The organism is Cereibacter sphaeroides 2.4.1 (genome assembly GCF_000012905.2).
GTDB lineage: Bacteria > Pseudomonadota > Alphaproteobacteria > Rhodobacterales > Rhodobacteraceae > Cereibacter_A > Cereibacter_A sphaeroides.
On the sequence record NC_007494.2, the window covers coordinates 740,759 to 761,420 of the forward strand.

Annotated in this window: 24 protein-coding genes and 1 pseudogene; 15 read left to right on the plus strand and 10 right to left on the minus strand. The window is 62.8% G+C overall.

Features of this window, described 5'->3' with window-relative positions:
- The first annotated feature begins 4 nt into the window (after positions 1 to 4).
- The 6 genes from RSP_RS18860 (at position 5) to RSP_RS18885 (ending at position 2,864) form a co-directional block, all read left to right on the plus strand.
- Positions 5 to 316 carry a head-tail joining protein gene (locus RSP_RS18860; protein WP_011339480.1) on the plus strand — a complete coding sequence of 104 codons (312 nt, stop codon included), beginning with the start codon at positions 5 to 7 and terminating at the stop codon, positions 314 to 316.
- On the plus strand, positions 313 to 732 hold the full coding sequence (locus tag RSP_RS18865; protein ID WP_011339481.1) for a hypothetical protein: 420 nt from the start codon (positions 313 to 315) through the stop codon (positions 730 to 732). The genes RSP_RS18860 and RSP_RS18865 overlap by 4 nt, the downstream gene beginning before the upstream one ends.
- Positions 733 to 943: 211 nt before the next feature.
- Entirely contained in the window at positions 944 to 1,759 is an 816-nt protein-coding gene (locus tag RSP_RS18870; RefSeq protein ID WP_011339482.1) for a pyocin knob domain-containing protein, read from the plus strand.
- Between the two features lie 6 nt (positions 1,760 to 1,765).
- The gene (locus tag RSP_RS18875; RefSeq protein ID WP_017140410.1) at positions 1,766 to 2,083 is read left to right on the plus strand and encodes a hypothetical protein; all 318 of its coding nucleotides are present in this window, start codon (positions 1,766 to 1,768) and stop codon (positions 2,081 to 2,083) included.
- Positions 2,084 to 2,086: 3 nt separating this feature from the next.
- The gene (locus RSP_RS18880) at positions 2,087 to 2,413 is read left to right on the plus strand and encodes a hypothetical protein (protein ID WP_011339484.1); all 327 of its coding nucleotides are present in this window, start codon (positions 2,087 to 2,089) and stop codon (positions 2,411 to 2,413) included.
- A gap of 133 nt (positions 2,414 to 2,546) precedes the next feature.
- Entirely contained in the window at positions 2,547 to 2,864 is a 318-nt protein-coding gene (locus RSP_RS18885) for a phage holin family protein (RefSeq protein WP_011339485.1), read from the plus strand.
- Between the two features lie 52 nt (positions 2,865 to 2,916).
- Here RSP_RS18885 and RSP_RS18890 read toward each other — a convergent pair whose 3' ends face one another.
- Both RSP_RS18890 and RSP_RS18895 read right to left on the minus strand, forming a co-directional pair.
- Positions 2,917 to 3,138, minus strand: a complete 222-nt coding sequence (locus RSP_RS18890; RefSeq protein WP_011339486.1) for a hypothetical protein — start codon at positions 3,136 to 3,138, stop codon at positions 2,917 to 2,919.
- A complete protein-coding gene (locus tag RSP_RS18895; protein WP_017140411.1) occupies positions 3,131 to 3,403 on the minus strand; it encodes a BrnT family toxin in 273 nt (90 codons plus the stop codon). The genes RSP_RS18890 and RSP_RS18895 overlap by 8 nt, the downstream gene beginning before the upstream one ends.
- Before the next feature lie 227 nt (positions 3,404 to 3,630).
- Between RSP_RS18895 and RSP_RS18900 the strand changes: the two genes are divergently transcribed.
- Genes RSP_RS18900 through RSP_RS18910 form a run of 3 tightly spaced genes read left to right on the plus strand, consistent with a single transcriptional unit; the run spans position 3,631 to position 5,820 of the window.
- Positions 3,631 to 4,437: a DNA adenine methylase gene (locus RSP_RS18900; protein WP_011339488.1), complete on the plus strand. Its 807-nt coding sequence runs from the start codon at positions 3,631 to 3,633 to the stop codon at positions 4,435 to 4,437.
- A 54-nt stretch (positions 4,438 to 4,491) separates the two neighbouring features.
- Positions 4,492 to 5,301 (plus strand): M15 family metallopeptidase, encoded by an 810-nt coding sequence (locus RSP_RS18905; RefSeq protein WP_011339489.1) that lies wholly within the window; start codon positions 4,492 to 4,494, stop codon positions 5,299 to 5,301.
- A gap of 12 nt (positions 5,302 to 5,313) precedes the next feature.
- Positions 5,314 to 5,820: a hypothetical protein gene (locus RSP_RS18910; RefSeq protein WP_011339490.1), complete on the plus strand. Its 507-nt coding sequence runs from the start codon at positions 5,314 to 5,316 to the stop codon at positions 5,818 to 5,820.
- Positions 5,821 to 6,371: 551 nt separating this feature from the next.
- Here RSP_RS18910 and RSP_RS18915 read toward each other — a convergent pair.
- A complete protein-coding gene (locus tag RSP_RS18915) occupies positions 6,372 to 7,043 on the minus strand; it encodes a hypothetical protein (protein ID WP_017140412.1) in 672 nt (223 codons plus the stop codon).
- Positions 7,044 to 8,178: 1,135 nt separating this feature from the next.
- On the opposite strand from RSP_RS18915, the gene RSP_RS18920 reads away from it, so the two are divergent.
- Genes RSP_RS18920 through RSP_RS18930 form a run of 3 tightly spaced genes read left to right on the plus strand, consistent with a single transcriptional unit; the run spans position 8,179 to position 10,750 of the window.
- Positions 8,179 to 9,468, plus strand: a complete 1,290-nt coding sequence (locus RSP_RS18920; protein WP_227590651.1) for a nucleoside 2-deoxyribosyltransferase — start codon at positions 8,179 to 8,181, stop codon at positions 9,466 to 9,468.
- The gene (locus tag RSP_RS18925) at positions 9,465 to 10,088 is read left to right on the plus strand and encodes a 7-cyano-7-deazaguanine synthase (protein ID WP_011339495.1); all 624 of its coding nucleotides are present in this window, start codon (positions 9,465 to 9,467) and stop codon (positions 10,086 to 10,088) included. The genes RSP_RS18920 and RSP_RS18925 overlap by 4 nt, the downstream gene beginning before the upstream one ends.
- Positions 10,085 to 10,750 (plus strand): HhH-GDP family DNA glycosylase, encoded by a 666-nt coding sequence (locus RSP_RS18930; protein ID WP_011339496.1) that lies wholly within the window; start codon positions 10,085 to 10,087, stop codon positions 10,748 to 10,750. Before RSP_RS18925 ends, RSP_RS18930 begins: the two co-directional genes overlap by 4 nt.
- Positions 10,751 to 11,009: 259 nt before the next feature.
- Here RSP_RS18930 and RSP_RS18935 read toward each other — a convergent pair whose 3' ends face one another.
- The 5 genes from RSP_RS18935 to RSP_RS18955 form a co-directional block, all read right to left on the minus strand.
- On the minus strand, positions 11,010 to 12,419 hold the full coding sequence (locus RSP_RS18935) for an anti-phage deoxyguanosine triphosphatase (protein WP_160384125.1): 1,410 nt from the start codon (positions 12,417 to 12,419) through the stop codon (positions 11,010 to 11,012).
- A gap of 30 nt (positions 12,420 to 12,449) precedes the next feature.
- Entirely contained in the window at positions 12,450 to 12,611 is a 162-nt protein-coding gene (locus RSP_RS18940; RefSeq protein WP_155731656.1) for a hypothetical protein, read from the minus strand.
- Positions 12,612 to 12,694: 83 nt separating this feature from the next.
- A complete protein-coding gene (locus RSP_RS18945) occupies positions 12,695 to 14,098 on the minus strand; it encodes a hypothetical protein (protein ID WP_011339498.1) in 1,404 nt (467 codons plus the stop codon).
- A gap of 423 nt (positions 14,099 to 14,521) precedes the next feature.
- Positions 14,522 to 15,100 (minus strand): AAA family ATPase, encoded by a 579-nt coding sequence (locus RSP_RS18950; protein WP_011339499.1) that lies wholly within the window; start codon positions 15,098 to 15,100, stop codon positions 14,522 to 14,524.
- A gap of 811 nt (positions 15,101 to 15,911) precedes the next feature.
- Positions 15,912 to 16,286, minus strand: coding sequence for a hypothetical protein (locus tag RSP_RS18955; RefSeq protein WP_011339500.1), 375 nt, complete (start codon positions 16,284 to 16,286; stop codon positions 15,912 to 15,914).
- Positions 16,287 to 17,030: 744 nt separating this feature from the next.
- On the opposite strand from RSP_RS18955, the gene RSP_RS18960 reads away from it, so the two are divergent.
- Positions 17,031 to 17,240, plus strand: a complete 210-nt coding sequence (locus tag RSP_RS18960) for a hypothetical protein (RefSeq protein WP_017140416.1) — start codon at positions 17,031 to 17,033, stop codon at positions 17,238 to 17,240.
- A 279-nt stretch (positions 17,241 to 17,519) separates the two neighbouring features.
- Here the strand turns inward: RSP_RS18960 and RSP_RS18965 are convergent, their stop codons facing one another.
- Entirely contained in the window at positions 17,520 to 18,245 is a 726-nt protein-coding gene (locus RSP_RS18965) for a zinc ribbon domain-containing protein (RefSeq protein ID WP_236848525.1), read from the minus strand.
- Positions 18,246 to 18,371: 126 nt separating this feature from the next.
- Between RSP_RS18965 and RSP_RS18970 the strand changes: the two are divergent.
- Both RSP_RS18970 and RSP_RS18975 read left to right on the plus strand, forming a co-directional pair.
- Positions 18,372 to 19,214 (plus strand): annotated as a pseudogene (locus tag RSP_RS18970) (phage portal protein); the annotation flags it as partial.
- The gene (locus RSP_RS18975) at positions 19,211 to 20,128 is read left to right on the plus strand and encodes a S49 family peptidase (RefSeq protein WP_011339502.1); all 918 of its coding nucleotides are present in this window, start codon (positions 19,211 to 19,213) and stop codon (positions 20,126 to 20,128) included. The pseudogene RSP_RS18970 and the gene RSP_RS18975, both read left to right, overlap by 4 nt.
- Before the next feature lie 27 nt (positions 20,129 to 20,155).
- Here the strand turns inward: RSP_RS18975 and RSP_RS18980 are convergent, their stop codons facing one another.
- Positions 20,156 to 20,563, minus strand: coding sequence for an L-alanine exporter AlaE (locus tag RSP_RS18980; RefSeq protein WP_011339503.1), 408 nt, complete (start codon positions 20,561 to 20,563; stop codon positions 20,156 to 20,158).
- Positions 20,564 to 20,662: the final 99 nt, after the last annotated feature.

Sequence of the window (20,662 nt, forward strand, 5' to 3'; positions counted from 1 at the left end):
GCGCATGCAAGACGGGGGGCAGACCCGCTCCCCGTGCTCGCATCCTCTTCCTCCCGCGCCGCAGGGCGGGCCCGCGCGCGACGTGCCCTCGATCTTCCGCGAGGAGCAGGTCGAGGCCGAGGATCCCGAGGGCCGGATCGTGCTCGTCAGGGCGCCCACCTGGCGCGTGCGCCGCGATCTGGTTCCCGAGCTCGCGCGGCGGGACCGGATCCGGCTGGCGGACGGCCGGATCTATGAGGTGGACGAGATCTGGCCGCCTGCGACCCCGGCGGCCGACGCGCTCACGCGCTGCACCCTGCGGAAGGTCGCGCCATGACCGGGCGCATCCGCTTCCGCCAGATCGCGCGCGCGGCGCTCGCCGCCGATCCGCGCATGGGCGGCTTCTCGCAGATCTCCGCCTGGGAGGCGCGCCCCGACGCAGGCCGCCTGCCGCTCCTCATGGTGGTGACGCCGGTCGAGCGGGCGACGCAGGCCACGCTCTCCAACTTCGAGCGCGCGACCGTCCTGCAGGTGGGCGTGAAGCGGCTCGGCCGCGACGATCTCGAGGATCTCCTCGACGCGGATGCGGATGCCGTCGAGGGCGCCATCTGCCGGGCGTTCCAGCAGGCGGCCATCGTCTGTCTGCCCGAGGAGGTGACGGTCACGCTCAACACCGAAGGCGAGCAGGCCGTGGGCACGCTGATCTCGAGCTTCCGCATCGTCTGGCGCAGGCCGGTTCCCCGGCCCGCTTGATCCCATGGAGGCAATAAGATGACACGCGATGAGGCGACCGCGTTGCGCGCGGCCCTGCTGACTATCAAGGCCCTTCCGGTCGGCGCCACGCACCCGCCTGAGGTGTCCGATCTGCGGCCGAGGTTGCTCACCCTCGGACTGGTCGAGGCGAAAGATTACCCGGAAGGCCGCCGCTACGCCGACCTTCCCCGGCCTCACCTTCAACGGCGAGGTGGGCTCGAACACGGGCTTCTTCCTCGCGGCCGAGAACGAGCTCGGCGTCTCCTGCCAGGGGACGGAACGGGCGCGGTTCACGCCGTCGGGCATGCAGCTGCAGGGGCTCCTCTCCGGCACGGCCGTGACCCAGGGCGATCTCGACACCACGCCCGGGCGCCTCCTGAAGGTCGGAGACTATGGCCTCGGCGGCACGGCGCGCCCGATCCCGGGCAACGACGCGGACCAGATCGGGACGACGGGCTTCTATCAGGTCACAAGCGCCACGCTGAACCGTCCCGCCGGCATGGGCGTCGGCACCCTGCAGCACATCCAGCACGGGGCCGCGCGGGCGGTGCAGATCGCCTATCCCCAGACGGCCAGCGATACCGGGCGCTGGTGCCGTTACAAGGATACCAGCTGGGGCGACTGGTTCCTCACCTACGACCAGCGCAACATCGTGGGCGCCGTCAGCTGGTCCTCCGGCTTCCCGCGCGGCGGCATCATCGAAAAGGGAGAGACGGCTGGCGCCGAGTATGTCCGCTTTGCGGATGGGACGCAGCTTTGCCGCCTGGTCCAGACAGGGGTCCCGGGTCCGACCATTGCGCAGGGCTCGCTCTATCGCACCGAATGGCAGACGGTGACGCTGCCCGTCGAGTTCGTGAGCGCGGCCCTGAACGGCCATTGCGTGACCGGCGGCTGCCGGGGTGGCTCGGTGATCTCGCTCCTCGGCCGGCCGGGGGCCTCGAACGTCGCCGCCTACATGCTGCTGTCGCCGACGTCCTACGGGGCCACGCAGACCGTCGATCTTCTCGTCATCGGCCGCTGGAGGTAACCCGCCATGATGCGCATTCGCATGGTTCCGCTTCGGCGGATGTATGAGCTGACCGTCTTCCGCGTGCAGGGCGACACCCTGACCTGCAATGACATGGTCTACGACTTCAGCGGCGTCGAGGAGGGAGACGTGCTGCCCTGGGACGCCATGGACAATACCTGGGTCACCAGCAACGTCACCCGCGTGAACGGCGTCCTCGAGTTCGAGGTGGTCTTCCCCCACGGCTATTACGGGGACAATCCGCTGCCGAACCCCGGCATCCTCGAGGTCGAGGATCAGGACATCCCGATCCCGCCCTACCTCCCGCCGTCCGCGGAAGGCTGATCCATGAGCAGGAAGAGAGCAGCAATGACGAACGCGACCATCGATTACAGCAGGCTCATCAAGGCCCGGGACATCAAGGCGCAGCGCGACCTGATCCCGGCCGAGATCAGCCTGCTGCAGGCCATGATCGTGATCGGCGAGGAGAAGTGGGGCCAGGCCATGACCATCGCAGACAACGCCTCCTACCCCTGGGCAATGCGGGCGGCGATCCGCAGCGCGACGACGCTCGTCCGGGGATCGGAGACGATGGACACGCTGGCCTTCCTCCTCGGCTTCTCGCCCGAGGAGACCGACCGGCTGTTCATTGAGGCCGCGCAGGTGACGCTGTGAGTCTCATCGAGCAGGCGCGCGTCAAGCAGTCGGCCGCCTGAGGCGCCCCCGCCTTCCCGATCATCATGACAGGACCCGGCCGCTCCCGGCCGGGCCGACATACGCGCATGGCGCACACAACAGGAGCGGCGCGATGCCGGAAAAGGGACTGATCGACACCATCACGGCGCTCTGGGGCGGGGCCATCGCCACGCTGATCGCGGCCGCCATGGGCCGGCTCATGTATCACACCGGCGAGGTCCGCGCCCGCCGCCGCGCCTTCTTCGGCCGCGAGCTCCTCTGGGAGATCCCCGCCCTCGTCGCCATGGCCTTCATCGGCGAGGCTCTCAGCTCGTACCTCAATCTCGACGGTCGGGCGGCCATGGGGCTCGTGGCGATGCTCGCCTATCTGGGGCCAAGGGGCACCACGGCGATGATCGAACGGCTCTGGCGGGGGAGGAGCGCCGGGTGACGGCGCATGACCACGGAACCGGTGAGCGCTCCAAGGCCGCCCTTCGGCACGATCAGGATGCGAGCGCCTTCCGCAGCGCCTCGTTCACGAAGGCGCTCTTGTTCGGCATCCCGTCCAGCCTGGAGGCGAGCTCCGGATCGATCATCAGGTTCATGCGCACCTTCTTCTGCTCGCTCGGCTTCGGCGGCCGGCCGCGGCGCGCGTTTGCAAAGAAGGGATCGTCCAGCTCGCGGACCTCGTCGTCGTCGCCGATGTAGGGTTTTGCCTTAGCCATACTTCCTCTCCTCTCGGGCGTTCGCCTTGCGCAGGCTGATCACGCGGAGCACGTCACCCCGCCAGCACCAGGCCACAACGCAAAGACGGTCGCGGATGGGCGCGACGGTGATGTAGCGGGTCTCCGGGTAGGGCCGCCGCGTGTCCTCGAGGGTCAGCGCGGCATCCCAGTCGATCAGAGCAACGTCGGCGAAATCGAGGCCGCGGTCTGCCAGCGTGGCCTGCCGCTTATCTTCGTTCCATTCGAGTTCGATGCCGTCGCTCACGGGATTAAATATACACACGCAAAAGGCAGCAATCAATATAGGTGTGTAGTCAAAAGCGGTCGCGCGACAGCGCGGCCGTAGCGCCTCTCAGGCAGGGGCCGGGCTGCGTTAACAGCCCGAACCACGCGGCCAAAGTCTCACCCAAGACCGCGCCAGCCTGTCCGAAGCCTTTCAGACTGCCTGCCACCCCTCGCGAGGGCAGGCGCCTTGTGAGGCAGAATCACCTTATGAAACAAGTACCTCCCGCCGCCCCGGTGGCCCCGTGGCTCGGCGGCAAGAAACGTCTCCACCCGCTCATCCTCGAGCGGATCGAGGCCATCCCGCACCGCGCCTATGTCGAGCCCTTCGTCGGCATGGGCGGGATCTTCCTCCGTCGCCGCTTCCGGCCCCGCCTCGAGGTCATGAACGACCGCAACGGCGAGATCATCAACCTCTTCCGGATCCTGCAGCGCCACTATCCCCAGCTCCTCGAGATCATGCGGTTCCAGATCTGCAGCCGGCGCGAGTTCGACCGGCTGCGGCTCACCGATCCCGCCACGCTCACCGACCTCGAGCGGGCCGCGCGGTTCCTCTACCTCCAGCGCCTCAGCTTCGGCGGCAAGCTCGACGGGGTCTTCGGCGTCTCGGCCGGGCACGGGCCCCGCTTCTCGCTCGCGCGGCTCGAGCCGGTGCTCGACGCCGCCCACGAGCGGCTCGATGGCGTGGTGTTCGAGAGCCTCGACTGGGCCGACCTCATCCCGCGCTACGACACGACCGAGACGCTCTTCTATCTCGACCCGCCCTATTTCGGCGGCGAGAACGACTACGGAAAAGGCCTCTTCGACCGGGCGCAGTTCGCGCGGATCGCCGAGATCCTGGGCGGCCTGAAGGGCGCCTTCCTCCTGTCGATCAATGACACGCCGGAGATCCGGGCGCTCTTCGGCCGGTTCCACCTCGAGCCGGTGCGGCTGAGCTACTCGGTCTCCGCCTCGGGCGGCACCGAGGCGCAGGAGCTCCTCGTCTCGAACCGCGAGCGGATCGCGACCCTGCTCTGAGCAATCCCACCAGTCCAACCACCCACGCCCCGCCCTCGCGCGGGGCTTTTGCATATGGAGAAAGACGTGACGACATCCGACATCCAGCGGCTCTTGTCGGCCGCCGGGCTCTACCGCGGCGCCATCGAAGGCGATGCGGGGCCGCTGACCCAGGCGGCCGCACTGGCGGCGCTCGAGGGAGAGCCGGTGCCCTGGCGCGCCTGGCCCTCCCGCCGGCAGCGCATCGCGGCCGGCCAGGCGGTGCTGGCGCGGCTCGGCCACGCGCCGGGTCGGATCGACGGGCTCCTCGGGCCCTACACCCGCGAGGCGCTGACCGCCTGGGCCTCCGGGCCGGCGCGGGCCGCCGTCGACCGGGTGCCGCTGCCGGGCCACGCGGTGACCGATGCCCAGGGCGCCTATCCGCGGCAGGAGTCGGTTGCGACCTTCTACGGCGTGGCGGGCGGTCCCGACTGCACCGCCGGCATCGTCGAGCTGCCGTTCCCGTTCCGCCTCGCCTGGGATCTCAACACGGGCATCACGAGCTTCCGGTGCCACAAGCTGGTGGCCATGCCCCTGACGCGGATCTTCCGCGAGGCGGTGGCGCACTACGGCGCCGTTCAGTTCGAGAGCCTGCGGCTGAACCTCTTCGGCGGCTGCTTCAACCACCGGCCCATGCGTGGCGGCTCGGCCCTCTCGATGCACGCCTGGGGCATCGCCGTCGACCTCGACCCCGAGCGCAACCCGCTCCGCTGGGGCCGCGACCGGGCGAGCTTCGCCGCGCCCGCCTACGAGCCCTTCTGGACCATCGTCGAAGCCGCCGGAGCCACGAGCCTCGGCCGAGCCTGCAACCGCGACTGGATGCACTTCCAGTTCGCCCGCCTCTGAAGGAGAGACCATATGTCCCCGATCTTCACTCTCGCGCCCCAGGCGCCCCTCGTCCTCATGCTCGCCCTCTGCGCGCTGGCCTTCATCCTGCTCGTCGGCTGGCCGCTGGTCGCGGCCATCGCCCGGATGCGCGCTTCGCTGATCGCCGCCGCGATCCTCGCCACGCTCGCGGTGCCCGCCGCAGCCTCGACCGGCAGCGACCTGCTGACCGCGCTGACGCCAAGCCTCCTCGATCTCGCGGGCGTGGCACTGACCGCGTTGATCGGCTTCGCGACGGTGCGCTTCCAGCGCTGGACTGGGATTCAGATCGAGGCCCGGCACCGTGAGGCGCTGCATTCGGCAATCATGACCGCTGCCCGCGTGGCGGTGGCGCGGGGACTGACACGCGAGATCGCGGCCGAGTTCGTCTCGTCTTACGTCCGCGCCTCCGTGCCTGAGGCAATGAAGCGCCTGTCGCCCTCGGTTGATACGCTCGACGCGCTTGTCCGCTCTAAGCTGCTTGAGGTGGCCGGGAACTGACCGTCAATTTTGGCCACGGGCGCGGCAAGCGTCCGTGCCCCTGTAACCGCAATGGTCAAGACGAACTGCACGTTTAGATACTGCCCCGCATGAGGCTTTGCCACGACCGGCCCACAGCGGTCGGTCGAACTTGTGAGTGCGGCGATGTGGCGATGCGGCGAACCCATGCCGCCAGCCGGAAACGCGAGTATGACTATGGCGTCGCGGGCCGCTGGCGCGAGGATCTCGACACGCCACTGTCGCAACAGCGCAACCCGTGCCAGGCACCTGCACAACCTGCCAGGCACCTGAGAAACGGCGCTTCTCACGTCGCGAACTAGACGCGCCAAAGGGTGAGCCACTGCTTGGAACAGCGGCCACTTATGTCCCTTGCGGCCCAGCCAATCCCGAATACAACAACCGATAGGGTGGAGCTTGAAATGGGGGCACGCCGCGTGGCGCAAGCATCCAGACTTATGTTGCAGGCATAGCTGATCCTGCCCAGGAGCCAATCGCGGTATTTGCAACGCGATCAAGAGTCGGAGTTTATTAGAAACTAGAAAAGTTCTCGCTCACTCTTTGGCTGCCTCATCCTCACGTTGCTCCGCCCACTCGGGGGCTGGACCGCTGGCGAAGGACCACTCACGGCGGGTCTTCAGCTTGAGCTTTGCGAGCTGCTTCTGAATACGCTCAATCGTCAAAGCTTCGACAAGATCGACCAAATCGCGCCACTCATTGGCGCCCCGGACATAATACCCCATTCTGGATTGCACGCTGACCTTAAACTCTCCCCGGACGAAATCAATTATCATTGAACCGTCTACAGAGTAGTGCCCGTCGTTGTGTGCGTACCGCTGATTTCTCGCGTCGATGATGTCCTGATGCGCTTGGCGGAGATGGTTCGGGATCTGCCTCCTGCCGACACCGCTGCTTCCATTCCCTCCCTCGATCACTCGGCAATAAGCAACAACGAATGCCAAGGTCATCATTTCGTGGTCGAGCAGATCGTCTACATTTGTGCTGAATGGCGCTTTCGCCAAACGATTATGGATGTGGCGAAGAGCGGCCACTGCGGGGAGCGAAGCGAGGATGCGGCTGAGCTTCTCGAGCTCTCCTGTGACAGGGTTAATCACGCTTTGCATCTCAGCCTTCACCGCCGCAAGCTGGAGCTGCAGGTCTGTTGGCAGAGAAGAGGATATCTCGTCCGTGACATTTATCACCTCATACTGATCGCCGCCGGCCACAGCCCACCTCCCTCTACCTTCCTGATCTACAATGTCGGGCACCAACAGCGGTGCCAACGAAAATCCGGCAACCTCACTCAACTGCGCGCTACTGCCTGTCAACGCACACTCTCAGTCCATCACCGAATTAGCACCAGCGATGCGGAGATTTCATTGCGGTCCACCGGATGGACTGCTCCTCGCCTGACGCTTCGTCTGTCGTACCGCGCTGCCTCAAGCGGCCCTCCTCTCAGTTGGCTTCACTATGACTGATCGCCGCGTTCTGAATGAGCACCCGCTATCCTGTTGTAGCTGTGCCGACTATGCCACTGACGTCAGTCGGCTCACCTTCCTTCCTGATCGATTTCAGCGGCGATGCAGCACAGAACACGTTCGGCAACTCCGGACTGGATGCGATCCTGCGCCGCGCGGCTCCGATCGCCATGTGCACAAGGCAGTGCTTGCCGCTTTCTGCGGCTCGTCGTCGCAGTGCGGACGTCGCAGGCACGCGGTTGGAAAGGCGCGTCTTACACGGCCGATCAAGACCCAGCTTTAGCCGGCCCCTCGGCGCACGTCGCGCGCTACCACAGATAGGGCGCTAGGTGGTCTTGCGTCACGCTGAGCAAACGCAGCGAATCCTTGCAAACAGATGAAACCATCTGATTGATAGACCAGAGAAGACAATGGCCGAACTCTTCGGCCTCCAGAGTTTCGCAAACTGATAAGGATCAACGAAATTGGGCAGCAGCGGATCGGGCAGGTTTTCTGACTATAGTGGCGCAGAACGACAATCCGAAGGGAGAGGGGGTGAGTCTGGAGGCTCGAGTGGAGGCGACAGATGTCGTCAAGCCTTCAGTGTCAGCCTCGAAGATGTTGGACTGTACAGCTATTTCTCCAAAACAGGCACTGTGCCTACAGTTGGCACTGCTCTGACATTGACATTTAGAACGCGCATCTTGGCCGCCGATGCAGCTGGCGTAGAGATTGGCGCGTTGCCAACGCCATTCAACTACTTGGCCGCATGTATTAGAGATGGCATTAGCTATACTGGAGTTGTCACGAATTCCAGTGCGTTGCCCGCGCCTAGGGTGGATGTCGATTTTGTGCCGGTATAACGATGCTTGACAAGCCTGTCCTACTGCTGGGCGAAATCTGCGTGGATTTCACGCTTTCTACGCCAATGTCATCCGCCAAGATGCGCCTTGGCGGCGTAGTTCACGCAGCAAGGGGTCTGTGGGCATTAAATGTACCGTACTCGGTAGCCGCTATTTGCCCAGATTATCTGGTCTCAGAGGCGGAGGCGTATCTTTACGCTCATGGATGTACTAACTTCATTCAGGTAGGCACTGTGCTTGGCGCCCCTAACGTCTTCCTAATTGGAGACGCGAGAGAAGTGGGGCATCAGGGATACGAGAACATCCTGCGCGAAGCAAAGAAGGTGCTGACGTTCGATCTAGACGAGAAACTAAGGGGCTTCAAAAACATAGTAGTTTATCCGGGCACTTTCGATTTCGAGGGTATTGTCAAAAACCTTGATAGCGACGCGAAAATCACTGTTGACATTGCATACGACGTGAATGATGCAGATGAACTTTCCAGAGTTTACGGCGCATCTCATGCGCTAGCCATATCAACATCATCTGAGTTATTTTCCTCTCTTGCCCTTGAGAATTTGGGGCCACTTTTGAAGGCCTGCAAGACTCGAAGCGCAAAGCATCTTCTGCTAAAGGAGAATAGAGGGGGGAGCAGACTATTCGACTTAGAATCCGGAGAAAGCTGGGAAATCCCAGCCACACTGGCTAGAACAGTAAACTCTGTGGGGGTGGGCGATGTTTATACCGCTGTATTTGCGGCATTAATAGACCATGGCGCACTTACGGCCGCCCTTCGCGGGATGCAAGCTGCTACACGCTACGCGCAGACGACATTTCCCGACGACTTCAAGAGAGACGTTCAACGTGACTTCAAGCTAACACCTGATGAAGTCCTGTCGCTGGGCGGTGTACTGCTGCCATGGCACGACCGACCTCACTTCGAAATTTATCTGGCCGCACCTGACTTCTCGTATATGGAGAAAGCTGAAGTTGACGCTGCAGTGGAGGCGCTCCTCTATCATAATTTTACGGTCAGACGCCCCGTACAAGACAATGGAGAAGCATGCCCTGGAACCCCGGCGGAAGATCTGCGGTCCTACTACGATAGAGATGTCGAACTGTTGAGGCGCTGCAGTTTAGTATTTGCTGTCCCGCTGAACCGCGATCCAGGAACGCTTGTTGAAATTGGCCTTGCCATTGCGGCTGGCACGCCGGTCGTTACCTACGATCCGCGGCAAGAGAACAATAATACGATGGTGATCTGCGGCAGCGACGCCTACTCAGATGACTTGGACCAGTGCTTGAACTCGACGTTCGAACTTCTCGCCAAACTGCGGGAGCAAGCGAAATGAGCTTCGCGCTATTAATGGCATCTGGCGGGTTGGACTCGACAACAGTTGCATACTGGCTCACCGAAAGGGGGGTACAATTTATTCCGGTCTTCTTCGACTACGGGCAGCACTGCGTGGAGACCGAGTGGGAAACACTTAAGGAGGTACTGCCAGCATCGGCTGCACATCCAGAAAGAAATGATATCTCCGACCTTTTTAGGGGATCGAAGTCAAGGTTGATAACAGAGGCTGACCTTTGGAATGAAGAGGTGAAGGATGAAGATCTTTACGTGCCTTACCGAACTCTTCTATTCTATTCTGCAGCTGCGGCACGTGCCCAGACACTGGGAGCGTTTGAGGTTTACACCGGCTTTATCAACAGCAACCGCGCTAAGGAGATCGACTGTACGGCCGAGTTCATGAACAAGCTCGACGCGCTTACTGACTCGGTTGGTCCAGTCCGGTTCTTGTCACCGTTTCGCTTCTGGTCCAAGTCAGAAGTCGCAAAGGAATCTATTCGACTGGGAGTTCCAATTGGGCGCACCTTCTCCTGCCAAGCTGCGAGCCTGATGCCTTGTGGCGCTTGCCCTAACTGCGTCGAACGTCTAGCAGCGCTTCGAGAAACAGGGTTACTGGCATGAGCTCGATGGCTATAGACAACGACGCGGTGGAAATTCTCATTGCTGCACGGCGGGTTGCAAACTTTGCGTGTCTCCAGGGCGTCCCTGCCGATTCGCGCCACCCTCGCGCGTGTTATCAGCACATGGGTGCGATCCTCGTCGACACAACGTTACAGGCTGGGCTGAATTACGCAAATGTGGTGCGGCCCAGAGTTACGCGTGCACTTGCGCTGTTTCCAGAAGCGACGACGATTGGCGCCCTCATAGAGATTGTTGAATCTGGCAAGAGCGCAGCGATTTTAAACTGGCAGCATCCGTTAAAGATATCAAGATTCGAGAGGATTGTAAATTTCTTACATCGCAACGATGTTCGAGACTCGAAGGAACTTCGAAGAAGGCTTTCGAATAAAGATTTTTGTGCTTTACTTCAAGATATCCACGGAGTGGGGCCAAAAACGGTGGACTACATGGCGTGCTTGGTTGGCGTTGAGTCTATTGCGGTAGATCGACACATAAGAAGCTTTGCCCAAGAAGTTGGCATACTGGATAAAGACTATTCCTTCCTGAAACATGTGTTTTGTGCAGCCGCGGATCTACTCGCTATATCGAGACGAGAATTCGATGCATGGGTTTGGCGTCACGAAGTTGAGCGCAAGTCACCACAAATGGCCTTTTCGTTCTAGAGCTGGAGCTGACCTGTTTCATTCCGATCTGCTGTTGTTTTTCCTTATCTAGATCAGACGCACGTGAATGTTCGCGGAAGGCAGCGACTAGCACCCGATACGAGCTTAAGAATTGGCCGTTTTGCCGACATCCTGACCAAGCTCAGCATTTTGCTCGAAGGTTCGCCCCGATACGTCTTCAAGGAAGGTTCAGCTTTCGCCCAATAGCGATGGTAGAGGAGCGAGCTTCGCTCCCCCGCAGATCTTACTTCTTGATCTGCTAGATGGGCTTAAACATGCTTTCCGCGACATCTGACTTGAGCCGAGCCCAGAACTCTACGGCATACCTATCCGTCATTCCTGCGACAAAGTCGCAAATGTGACGCGCCTGCAAATCCTTATCCCCACCGGCCTCCTGAACCCGCTTGCGCACGTCGTCGGGCATAAGCAGATGTCCGCTCTTCTTTTCCAGCGCCTCGAATATTTCCCCCACCAACTCGGTACCACGGTACTCGCCGAGCTTAACCCGGTTCGAGTAGATAGTTGACAGGAAAGTATATTGCTTCAGGATTTCCACTTTAATGCGCGTCTTCTTATCTAGCGCAGCTCGTGAGAGAGCAGGAAACTCTTCGTTTATTTCTAGTTCAACAGCGTTCATGAATTCGTGAACCAGTTCGGACGATAGCTTCATCCTCCTCCCTGCGTCCATGTTCACCGCACGAGACGCCTTCATCGCGTTGATAAAACTTGAAAGATCCTTATTCCGTCGTTCGAACGGAAAGTCTTGCTCTCTGCTTTCGTCCACAGCAAAGATGTCCCCGAAAAGAGCAACCAAGGTCGCCAAGACTTCTTGTGCGGTGATCTTCTCGCTGCAATCTTCCGCCAGCTGCTCAGTTGCCTTTTCCGCAACCCTCTTCAGCAAATCATCATCTGTAGCCAGAATTGAGGCAGGCGTTAGGAAACCTGCTTTAAGACTGTCTTCAAGATCGTAAACAGAATAAGCGATGTCGTCTGCAATATCCATTATTGCACATTCAACGGTCTTAAACTTGACGCCAGCCGGAAGGGCTTTCCCTCCCAAAACTCTTCTTTTTATCTCTGCGACAATCTTAGCTTCGGAGGCGTAGTACCCTTTTTGCGGACCATCACTACCGAAGCGTTCTTTATCTATCTCGTTGTCGTATTTCAGCACGGCAGCGAGTGTCCGAAAACACAAGTTCATCCCGGCGCGCTCGTCGCCATCTACAGGCGCTTTGTACTTCGCCTTCTTTTCCAAGCGGCTTAAGATACGCAGCGTCTGAGCGTTCCCCTCGAATCCGCCGCGCATCTCCATCTTAGTGTTGAGTGCGCGCTCACCATTGTGGCCGAATGGGGGATGTCCGATGTCGTGGACAAGACCTGCCGCTGCGCAGAGTCGGCTGTCGATCCGCCGACCTCCCAGTTTTTCCGCATATACATAGTTCAAACGGTCTGCGATGCCTTCGGCGATTTGTGAGACCTCAAGTGAATGCGTCAGACGGTTTCTAAAGAAGTCGGACTCGTGTCCCGGAAATACCTGCGTTTTACCTTGCAGCCTTCTGAAGCTAGCGCTGTGGATGATCCTACCGAAATCCCTGACAACGGGCGGTCTCCAAGGGTCAGATGCCGAGTCCTCGCCGTTCTGGCGTAGCCAATCGTCAGATGTGTACATGTTCAACATCATTACTGCTACCGCAAATGCTCACGCTCGGGCCGAGCTGTTCAGCGCGCGCTCTTGCTGAAGTGCCGCTTTTCTTTCTTCTTGCTCACGCTTCATTTGCAGGCCCAGCCGTACGGCTTCACGAAGGCTTTCCTGCCTCGCTTCTGCAGCTTCGCGAGCTTCTACTATCGCTTGATATGCCATGCTTGTCCTCCTCTGGCCATATTTCATGATAAGGAGCGATCCATCGTCCTACTCCCTGCTTTAGAATGCCCCGGCGTCAACTGCTAACGAGGACGCACGCGCGCAGGCACCCCAGCCTTTCGCAAAACATCGGCTAAATGGCTGGTTAGGCCCACCTTGCGATCCAGCATGATACCGGTTTGCGGCTTCAAGTCGCGGGCCAAAGACCTAAGCACCTCCAGCCCTTGAGAGACATCGAAATCAAGCCACTCGTCTGCATCACCTGGCACAATGATGTCACCGTCGGACGTACTAGATCCGCGATGAAGTTGGACGATCCATAGCTCTGAGCCATCAAAGACCCATTCGAACCGACAAGCACCAAGCGCACAAGCGAGCCGGCCGTGTAGATCATTTACCTTTGCTAAGATCTCATCGGGAATTGGCTCGGGATCCGCAAGCCCAACCATGAGGCGCTCTCCGGTTCCTTGGATCCCTTCTACAACGAGGCTCCCGCTCGACGTCTCTATAGCCGCGCCCGACCACTGCGCCGCAACACCCTGCTGCGATAGCACCGAGGAGATTGCGGTACCGTCAGGATCCTCGCGTTGGAGCAAGGCAAAAGGATCTCGCCACCCGCGCGCGGTGGTGAACTTCCCGGGCACTTGCTCTCGCGGGCTTGTTCTTATCCACACTTCTGCAAGATCCGTAGATCGGCCAAAGGAGAAGGGCGCGATGCGTCGACCTATCACCGTTGTCCTAGGAACTGGAAAGCCTTTAATCTCCGCAACCAGAAGTCCGTACACCTTGTCGCCGATCATTCGGCTAAAATCATTGGGCCACTCGATCTTCACCAAGTCCCTTGGTAACGAATCCTCAGATAGTTCCCAGAAGATTACGTTGTCCATCTTCCAGCCTCGTGGTCTCGGATGTAGACTGAATTCAAGACGCCCATTCTGCCCATGTGAGAAGTCGGCCTCCACTCCATAGACGATTTTGAAAAGCTGTATAGCCATTGAGGTTGGGAGCCGGGCGAACCCTGGCTGCTCCACACCGCGCGGCGTCATGTCAGGGCGAAACTCCACTATGTCGCCGATCACCACGCCAGAAACGCCACCATCCGAAACATCAATCGTTTCGTTCACAATCGTGAACGCGCCCTCCTTGGCCATGCGCTCAACAGCAGCGACCGCTGCAGCCGCGTTGTCAATGCCGTAGATAAAGTCGCGGCTTTGGCTTTGGTGAGCATTAAAGCTACGAATGTTCACCGTCCTTTCGGAGCTTCGCTCGAAAAGAGCCTGTATGGCATCAGCAACAGATTCGAAGCGATGATTAGGTTCAATGCCAGAAATTCGGCAAAACTGCAGCAAAGGACCTTCGACTGCCGGCGCGAAGCTCACAAACTGCGCCACATTGCAGGTTGCGGCCAAGCGATCCAACGTCTCATCTTTTCTGAAGACTGCCCCTTCAGGTTGATCAGAACTAGTTTGCCCAGCACCCAACTTCATTTTCCTTCGGCTCTACAGCGCTCCGACGCACCATACGTGAGCGAGGTGTGCATCCTCTCCGAGGATTTCGCAACTTCCAAATGACCTTAACTCGAACCGGCGTAGTCAGGCCAACATAGACCTTTGAGCAGCCTGCACTTGGGGGCATCCAGCAGCTTCGCCAGGCACGGCGATCGCTTCCTTGAACATCCACGCGCGCGGCCCGTGAAAAAATTCCCGTGTTTTCTCTTATGGTTGCGGATCTTTCTCCGGTAGGCGGCATGAGGGACGGACTCGCGCAGCTGCTCATGTTCGCTGCTCAACTACACTAAGAGGAGACGCGCTCGTCACAGTGGCTCTGGCATCCGTCCCGTCGTTGTATATGGGTCGTTCATCAGTGCAGGCCGGCTGTGGCCCTCGGTCCCGCAAGACAGGCATAGCAGCTTATAGCGGGCTCGGACCCTCAACGCCTCGGCGCGAGGGCCGTTCTGAACAGAACGACTGCATGTCTGAGCTGCCCGGACGTGCAGCCAAGAACATCCTGACCTCCCTCGCGCTCCGAAGCCGAATGATGGCCTTATCGCTGGGCGCACCAGCCACCAGCCGCTCGATCTGAGCCCGGCTGGTGATCCTCGTGTTCCAGATCCAGCGGTAGAAGGACCAGTCGAATTGCTCGAGGCAGCCGTCCGGTAGATCGGGACGCGTGCGCCCTCGATACTGAAGCGAGCGCAGGAACACGCGCCAGAGCCGGACATGGATCGGCACATCCAGCCAGATCAGCGTGTCGCAGCGTGCCAGCCGCTCCGGCCATGTCGCGGAGTGTCCGCCCTCGAAGATCCACTCCTTGCGCGCGTGAACTTCCTGGCACAGGCGGGTCTTCTCCTCGCGCGACCGCTCGACCCATCCGGTCGACCAGTGGATATGGTCGATGTGAACCACCGGCAGCCCAGTGCGCCTGCCGATCTCCCGGGCCAAGGTGGATTTGCCCGAGCCGGGCTGTCCGACGATCATGACTCGTTTCATGAGGGCCTCCTGCCAGTTCGCGAAAGCCCACCAGCGTAGCATCGGAAGCTCCGTGCCTCAACCGCCTGTGCCTTGGCGGCGGCGGTGACCGGAGGAAGTCCCCTGCCCTGCCCACTCAGCATGGTCACTGCGGGGCCGCCTCGGCGAACTCGGGCAGACCAGGGCATCGTCTCGGCCGAGGGTGCCGGCCGGCGCAACGATTCCCGCTCCATGCGAAATCCATCGCCACGCCGGGCGGAAGGCCGCGTGCCCCCGCCGAGAGGCGCGGGACGGGACTCGAGCGGCCCGATTAGGGTCGGGATCGGTGATGGTCTACGCCTGCCGGGATCGCGCATGGCGTAGCTCCGAGCCTTGCAGCTTTAGAACCAGACTTGCCAGAATTTCCGGCGAGTCCGAAACGGAGGGCGCCCGCCCTGCAGCGCAAGGAACTCGCGCCAGCCCAGCCCTGAGCGCCACTTCCGGGTGGCGAGCGAGAGGGGCACATGGCGCACCGGCAGGCTGTTGATATTGTCCACGACTGTCGGCCCGGGAAAGCCAAAGACGAGGCCTCGGCGCTGAAGAGGCGATGGGCTGGGTGGCCGGCGGTTGCTCATGGTCGTGTCCTTCCTGCCAGTTGATGATCATGAAGGCCCGACTTCCAGAGGCATCCAGATCGCCGCATCAGGGAGTCAGAGAGAACGCCCGGAAAGAGGATATCCGGGGTCAGGAGCATCATGTAGCGCGGCGGGACAGGATTGCGAGGTGCATCTTCCGATGGCAGGACGCCCCCTTGAGGGGCCGGACGGCAAGGCCTCCGGGCACCTCGGACGGGTCAACGCTCATAGAGGCGGCGCAGCTCCGCCTCGGTGACTCCGTCAGACTCCATGACCATCCGGATCATGGGATCGTCCAGCATCGCCTGCAGGAAGAACTGATCGAGCGATTGGCCCGACGCTTCGTCGCGCGCGATCGCCGAGTCGATGTCGGCCAGCCGCACGGTCAGGGACCGGGCGAGGTTGGGCATCTCTGGCGTGGGATGGAGGTGGATCACCACCGACGCCCGCCATGCCGCCGGGTCCGGCATGCCCGCTGGAGGCCGGATCTCGGTATCGAGCTGGTATCGGCCGGCCGGAAGTTCCGCGTCAAAGCCGGGCAGACGGAACGGTCGCAGGAACACCGCGGTGGATCGGACGATGCGGTCGGCCATGGTGGTCCTCCTGTCCTGGGTTCGTTTGCGGGTCCGAGCCATACCCGACGATGGTTCGGAGCCGTCGCCCGTGCGCGACCGGGCCTCACCCATCCGGCACGACAGTCGCATGGGCCGTCGCGACCACAGCGCGATCCCGCCGCAGGGCGTCATCGACGGTGCGCAGACCAGTACGACGACGCTTGCGCCCGGTCCAGTGCTCGACCGTAATGTAGAACTGGTCCGCGGCCAGCAAACTTCCCTCGGCGGCGGGGCGCCATTGACCTCGGCGCAAATCTCGCATGTCCCCGACGGGAGGTTGTCGCCGAGGTGGAACGTACTCCGGAAGAAAAGTCCCAGGGGATGGCGCGCGCTTTCCTGGGATCTCTCCTCATGACTTGCCACGCGGCGCTGTCTGACGAAGAACCGAAGGAGGCGCGAGATCCTGATGCGGCGAATAGTGCTCCGCCTTGGCACCTCGTCCTGACGGCCGGCTCTCGATCAGTTCTTGTTCGGGGGGCGCCTCGTTCCCATATGAAAATATCACCGAGGCATCAGAGCCGTCGCCTGCCGTCCGGGCCACGATCCGTCGGCCGGCGCTGTCCGGGCGACATTCGGCCCTTCCCGTCGTCCGGTTCCGGCACCGCAAAGAAGCCCTGAACCGGGTGCCGCGCAAACGGCGACCAAGCGCACGTTCGTATGACGTCCCGAGCGGCCGGAATAGGCGCGAGATGACCGATCCCGCCAGCAGAACAAGGAACAGGAATGCGCTCTCCCAAGTCTGACCCACCGCGGTCCAGTCACGGCCAGGCCGCACAGCGCGCCGACGCCGCAGCGAAGGCGATCATCGCCGCCGAAACCGACGCGCGGAGGGCGCAGGTCGCGCGGCTGAAGGCGGCACGGCTCGAACGCGATGCGGCGCTCGCGGACCTGCCCCCGGCGCCAAAGCCGGTCCGCAAATCCGGCCGGAAATGACCGCAGGTTTGCGGGAGGGCTTCCGGTTCTGCCCCGGAAAATGAGGACCGGTCCCTCCTCTCGCAGGAGCCGGTCCACCGTCAGGATAACAGGCACCCGCCTCCGAACCCGTCGATCCTGCTAGAGGCGGCCTTGCAGCGGCATAGGGCACCGCACACCAGATGTTGCAGGGCTTGAGGCAACTCTTGGGCACCCCCCAGCCCTACGAAGAATCGGCGATGGCGTCTGTGCCGGCGTTTTACAAACGGACCGCAAGCTGTTGATTTTCTTAGGTCGGGCTCAGCTGCGCTTTACAGGGTGCAGCCTGCGTTTGCAGGCACTTGGCCCCGACTCATAATCGTGGGGTCGGGGGTTCAAGTCCCCTCTCGCCACCATCGCCCCCCCCACAATCTGTTGGTCGATGCCGAGCAGCCGCTCCATGTTGCCGCGGACCTCGACCAGGACGTCGCCGGTCTCAACCTTGGGATGGACAGTGATCTCGGTGATGATCCGGCGCAGGGCCTCGACCGAGGTCGCGTCGAACGTGCCGTCGCCCCGCTGCAGCGCGGCCGAAAGATCGGCGATGGCGCGCGTATAGGCAGCCGTCGCCTGCGGATGCAGCTCCACCACATTGTCCTCGCTCGAGGCGATCTCGAGCTCGCTCCGCGCCATCTCTGCGGCCTGCTTGGCCTGCAGCACCCGGGCGTCGGCTTCCTCGCCCTCAATCAGGCCACGCGCCATCATGTCCACCAGCCGCATGTAGCGGGCTCGGCTGTCCGCCGCGGCCCGTTCCAGCCGTGCCCGGTCGCGGCGCGCCGTCTCCGTCAGGCGCCGGCGCTCCTCGGCATAGACCCGGACGAACTCCTTCAGATAGTCCGGGCGGTCGAGTTGCGCCCGAAGGCGAAGGAAGATCGCCTCCTCGATCTTCTCGAGCCGATAGCGCGCCTTGTTCTCGCAGCTTCCGCTCTCGTTCGCCGTGCTGCACCGGATCCGGATCGCCTCGCCGCAACGGTCGTGGATGCTCATACCGCCCCCGCAGCAGGCGCACCGGATCAGGCCTGAGAAAGGACGGGGCGGCGCCTTGGTGATATTGCCCATCCGCACCGCCTCCGCCTGCTGCGCGTGGCGCCGGACGGCGGCCGCGAAGAGCGGCCGGGGCACGGGGCGGGCGAGCTCGAGCTGATCGACCTCGTGCGCCAGTCCGGCTGCAGCGTGCTCCGCGCCGGCCGGGACCGGTTCTACGACTTCGAGGACGGCGCGGGCCTCCGCCGCCGCGCGCCTGCCCGCGCCATGATCCATCTGCGCTACATGGCCGAGGACGGCTGGACGGGGCGCAGCCCGCTCGAGGTCGCGGCCGAGAGCGTGGGCCTCGCGCTCGCAGGCCAGGAGTCGGCGGCCCGCGCGGCCTCGGGCGTCACCGCCCGTGCCGTGATCCGGCTCCGCGACGATTACGAGGATGACGAGGCGCGCGTCCGCAGCGCCCGCCGGGTGGCGGCCGCGCTCCGCGCGCCGGAGGTCGAGGGCTTCCCGATCCTCGGCGAGGGCGAGGATGTGAAGACGCTCGACATGAAGGCGGCCGATCAGGAACTCCTCGGCAGCCGCAAGTTCGACCGCGAGCAGATCGCGGCGATCTACCGGGTGCCGCCGGCGAAGCTCCAGATGATGGAATACGGGGTGAAGGCCAACGGCGAGCAGCAGGCCATCGACTATCTCACCGACTGTCTCCTGCATTGGGCGAAGCAGGTCGAGGACCAGCTGGCGCTCGGCGTGCTGACCGAGGCCGAGCGCCGGGCGGGCCTCTTCTTCCGCCACGACTTCGGCGCCCTGCTCCGGCCCACGACGCGCGAGCGGTACGAAGCCCTCGCCAAGGCGGTGGGCGGCCCGATCCTGACCCCGAACGAGGCCCGGCGGATCGACGGCTACGATCCCATCGAGGGCGGCGACCGGCTGAACCCGGCGCCGAACATGACCCGCAGCGAGGAGACAGATCCATGACCCGCACGCTCGCCAGCCTCTTCGGCCCTCTGCAGCCCATGGCGCTGGCCGAGGATCTCGCGGCGCCCCTCCTCGCGATGCCGATCCCAGAGGGGGCGGCGGATCCCGCCGCTGCGGCCCGTGCTCCGGCGGCCGGCCCGACCGTTCCCGACCGCTTCACCGTCGCGCGCGGCCTCGCGGTGGTGCCGGTGCGCGGGATCCTCACGCCGAACATGGCGCAGTACGAGCGCTGGTTCGGCTGGGCGACCTATCATGGCCTCGCCGAGACGATGGCGCACCTCGCGGCCAGCGAGGATGCCGCCGCCATCGTGCTCGAGATCGACAGCCCCGGCGGCCTCGTCTGCGGGATCGAGGCGGCGGCCGAGGCCATCGCGGCGGCCGCCGCCGTGAAGCCGGTCCATGCCCTCGTCTCGCCGCTCGCGGCTTCCGCCGCCTATTGGCTCGCCTCGCAGGCCTCCGAGATCGTGATGACGCCCGGCGCCGTCGCGGGCTCCATCGGCGTGGCGCTGACCGCCGCAGCCCACGTCCAGCCCGGCGCGAACGGCGCGCAGATCTTCGAGATGAGCTCCCGCCACGCCCGCGCCAAGCGCCCCGACGCCTCGACCGAGGCCGGCCGCGCCGAGCTCCAGCGCAGCCTCGACGAGGCCGAGGCCGCCTTCCACGCCGCCGTCTCCGCCGGCCGCGCCATCCCCGCAGCCGAGCTCGCCGCCCGCCTCAGCGTCACCGACGATCCGCAGGACGGCGGCGCGACCTTCCGCGCCCCCGAGGCCATCCGCCGCGGCCTCGCCGACCGCATCGAGACCCGCGCCGCCTTCTATGCCCGCCTCGCCGCCCGCACCGCGCCGAAGCCCCGCAGCCCCAGTCGCGCCTTCGCCGCCCGCGCCGCCGCGGCGGCAGCGCTGGCCCGGAGCTGATCGGCACGCGAGCTGCCGCGTCAGGGTTCAGGACAGCTCGACCCCGAAGAGGCTTCTCGTCCATTCGACAAACAGGCCGAAAGGCCGCGCCAGCAGGATCATGAGAATAATGGCCGACCCGATGGCCGTTCCGGCTTCAGCGAAGCTCGCTCCCGCGATGAGAAGCGTGGCGCCATAGACCGGCGCCTGGAACGACAGGAATGCCAGAATGTCGGTCAGAAAGGCGCTCCAGCGGTTCCGGGGGGCCGTTCGCCTCACCAGCCAATCGCGCCATCGCGTGTAGGGTCTGCCCGTCAAAACCATGACTGGCACCATGAGAAGACGTGTGGCCAGAACCTCGGACGGTGCCATTCCTGCGATGAGCAACTCCGAGAAGGTCGCTACCGCGGTGAAGAAGATGACCGTGGCAACGGTGTCGATGATGAAGAGGCGCATGGGCGGTGCATTATCATGATGCGTCCGCCGGCGCACCTCTGAGCCGAAGACCCCGGCACCTTCGGGCTCCAGCCAATCCCCTTCACCCCTTCCCATCCC

Excerpts from the sequence above, each read along its gene's own strand:
- RSP_RS18880 (WP_011339484.1), top strand. The coding sequence starts at position 2,087 with ATGAGCAGGAAGAGAGCAGCAATGACGAACGCGACCATCGATTACAGC.
- RSP_RS18940 (WP_155731656.1), bottom strand. The coding sequence starts at position 12,611 with ATGGCATATCAAGCGATAGTAGAAGCTCGCGAAGCTGCAGAAGCGAGG.
- RSP_RS18885 (WP_011339485.1), top strand. The coding sequence starts at position 2,547 with ATGCCGGAAAAGGGACTGATCGACACCATCACGGCGCTCTGGGGCGGG.
- RSP_RS18980 (WP_011339503.1), bottom strand. The coding sequence starts at position 20,563 with ATGCGCCTCTTCATCATCGACACCGTTGCCACGGTCATCTTCTTCACC.
- RSP_RS18905 (WP_011339489.1), top strand. The coding sequence starts at position 4,492 with ATGGAGAAAGACGTGACGACATCCGACATCCAGCGGCTCTTGTCGGCC.
- RSP_RS18925 (WP_011339495.1), top strand. The coding sequence starts at position 9,465 with ATGAGCTTCGCGCTATTAATGGCATCTGGCGGGTTGGACTCGACAACA.
- RSP_RS18935 (WP_160384125.1), bottom strand. The coding sequence starts at position 12,419 with ATGTACACATCTGACGATTGGCTACGCCAGAACGGCGAGGACTCGGCA.
- RSP_RS18960 (WP_017140416.1), top strand. The coding sequence starts at position 17,031 with ATGCGCTCTCCCAAGTCTGACCCACCGCGGTCCAGTCACGGCCAGGCC.
- RSP_RS18955 (WP_011339500.1), bottom strand. The coding sequence starts at position 16,286 with ATGGCCGACCGCATCGTCCGATCCACCGCGGTGTTCCTGCGACCGTTC.
- RSP_RS18930 (WP_011339496.1), top strand. The coding sequence starts at position 10,085 with ATGAGCTCGATGGCTATAGACAACGACGCGGTGGAAATTCTCATTGCT.
- RSP_RS18900 (WP_011339488.1), top strand. The coding sequence starts at position 3,631 with ATGAAACAAGTACCTCCCGCCGCCCCGGTGGCCCCGTGGCTCGGCGGC.
- RSP_RS18950 (WP_011339499.1), bottom strand. The coding sequence starts at position 15,100 with ATGAAACGAGTCATGATCGTCGGACAGCCCGGCTCGGGCAAATCCACC.
- RSP_RS18865 (WP_011339481.1), top strand. The coding sequence starts at position 313 with ATGACCGGGCGCATCCGCTTCCGCCAGATCGCGCGCGCGGCGCTCGCC.
- RSP_RS18910 (WP_011339490.1), top strand. The coding sequence starts at position 5,314 with ATGTCCCCGATCTTCACTCTCGCGCCCCAGGCGCCCCTCGTCCTCATG.
- RSP_RS18945 (WP_011339498.1), bottom strand. The coding sequence starts at position 14,098 with ATGAAGTTGGGTGCTGGGCAAACTAGTTCTGATCAACCTGAAGGGGCA.
- RSP_RS18890 (WP_011339486.1), bottom strand. The coding sequence starts at position 3,138 with ATGGCTAAGGCAAAACCCTACATCGGCGACGACGACGAGGTCCGCGAG.
- RSP_RS18860 (WP_011339480.1), top strand. The coding sequence starts at position 5 with ATGCAAGACGGGGGGCAGACCCGCTCCCCGTGCTCGCATCCTCTTCCT.
- RSP_RS18965 (WP_236848525.1), bottom strand. The coding sequence starts at position 18,245 with ATGAGCATCCACGACCGTTGCGGCGAGGCGATCCGGATCCGGTGCAGC.
- RSP_RS18875 (WP_017140410.1), top strand. The coding sequence starts at position 1,766 with ATGATGCGCATTCGCATGGTTCCGCTTCGGCGGATGTATGAGCTGACC.
- RSP_RS18975 (WP_011339502.1), top strand. The coding sequence starts at position 19,211 with ATGACCCGCACGCTCGCCAGCCTCTTCGGCCCTCTGCAGCCCATGGCG.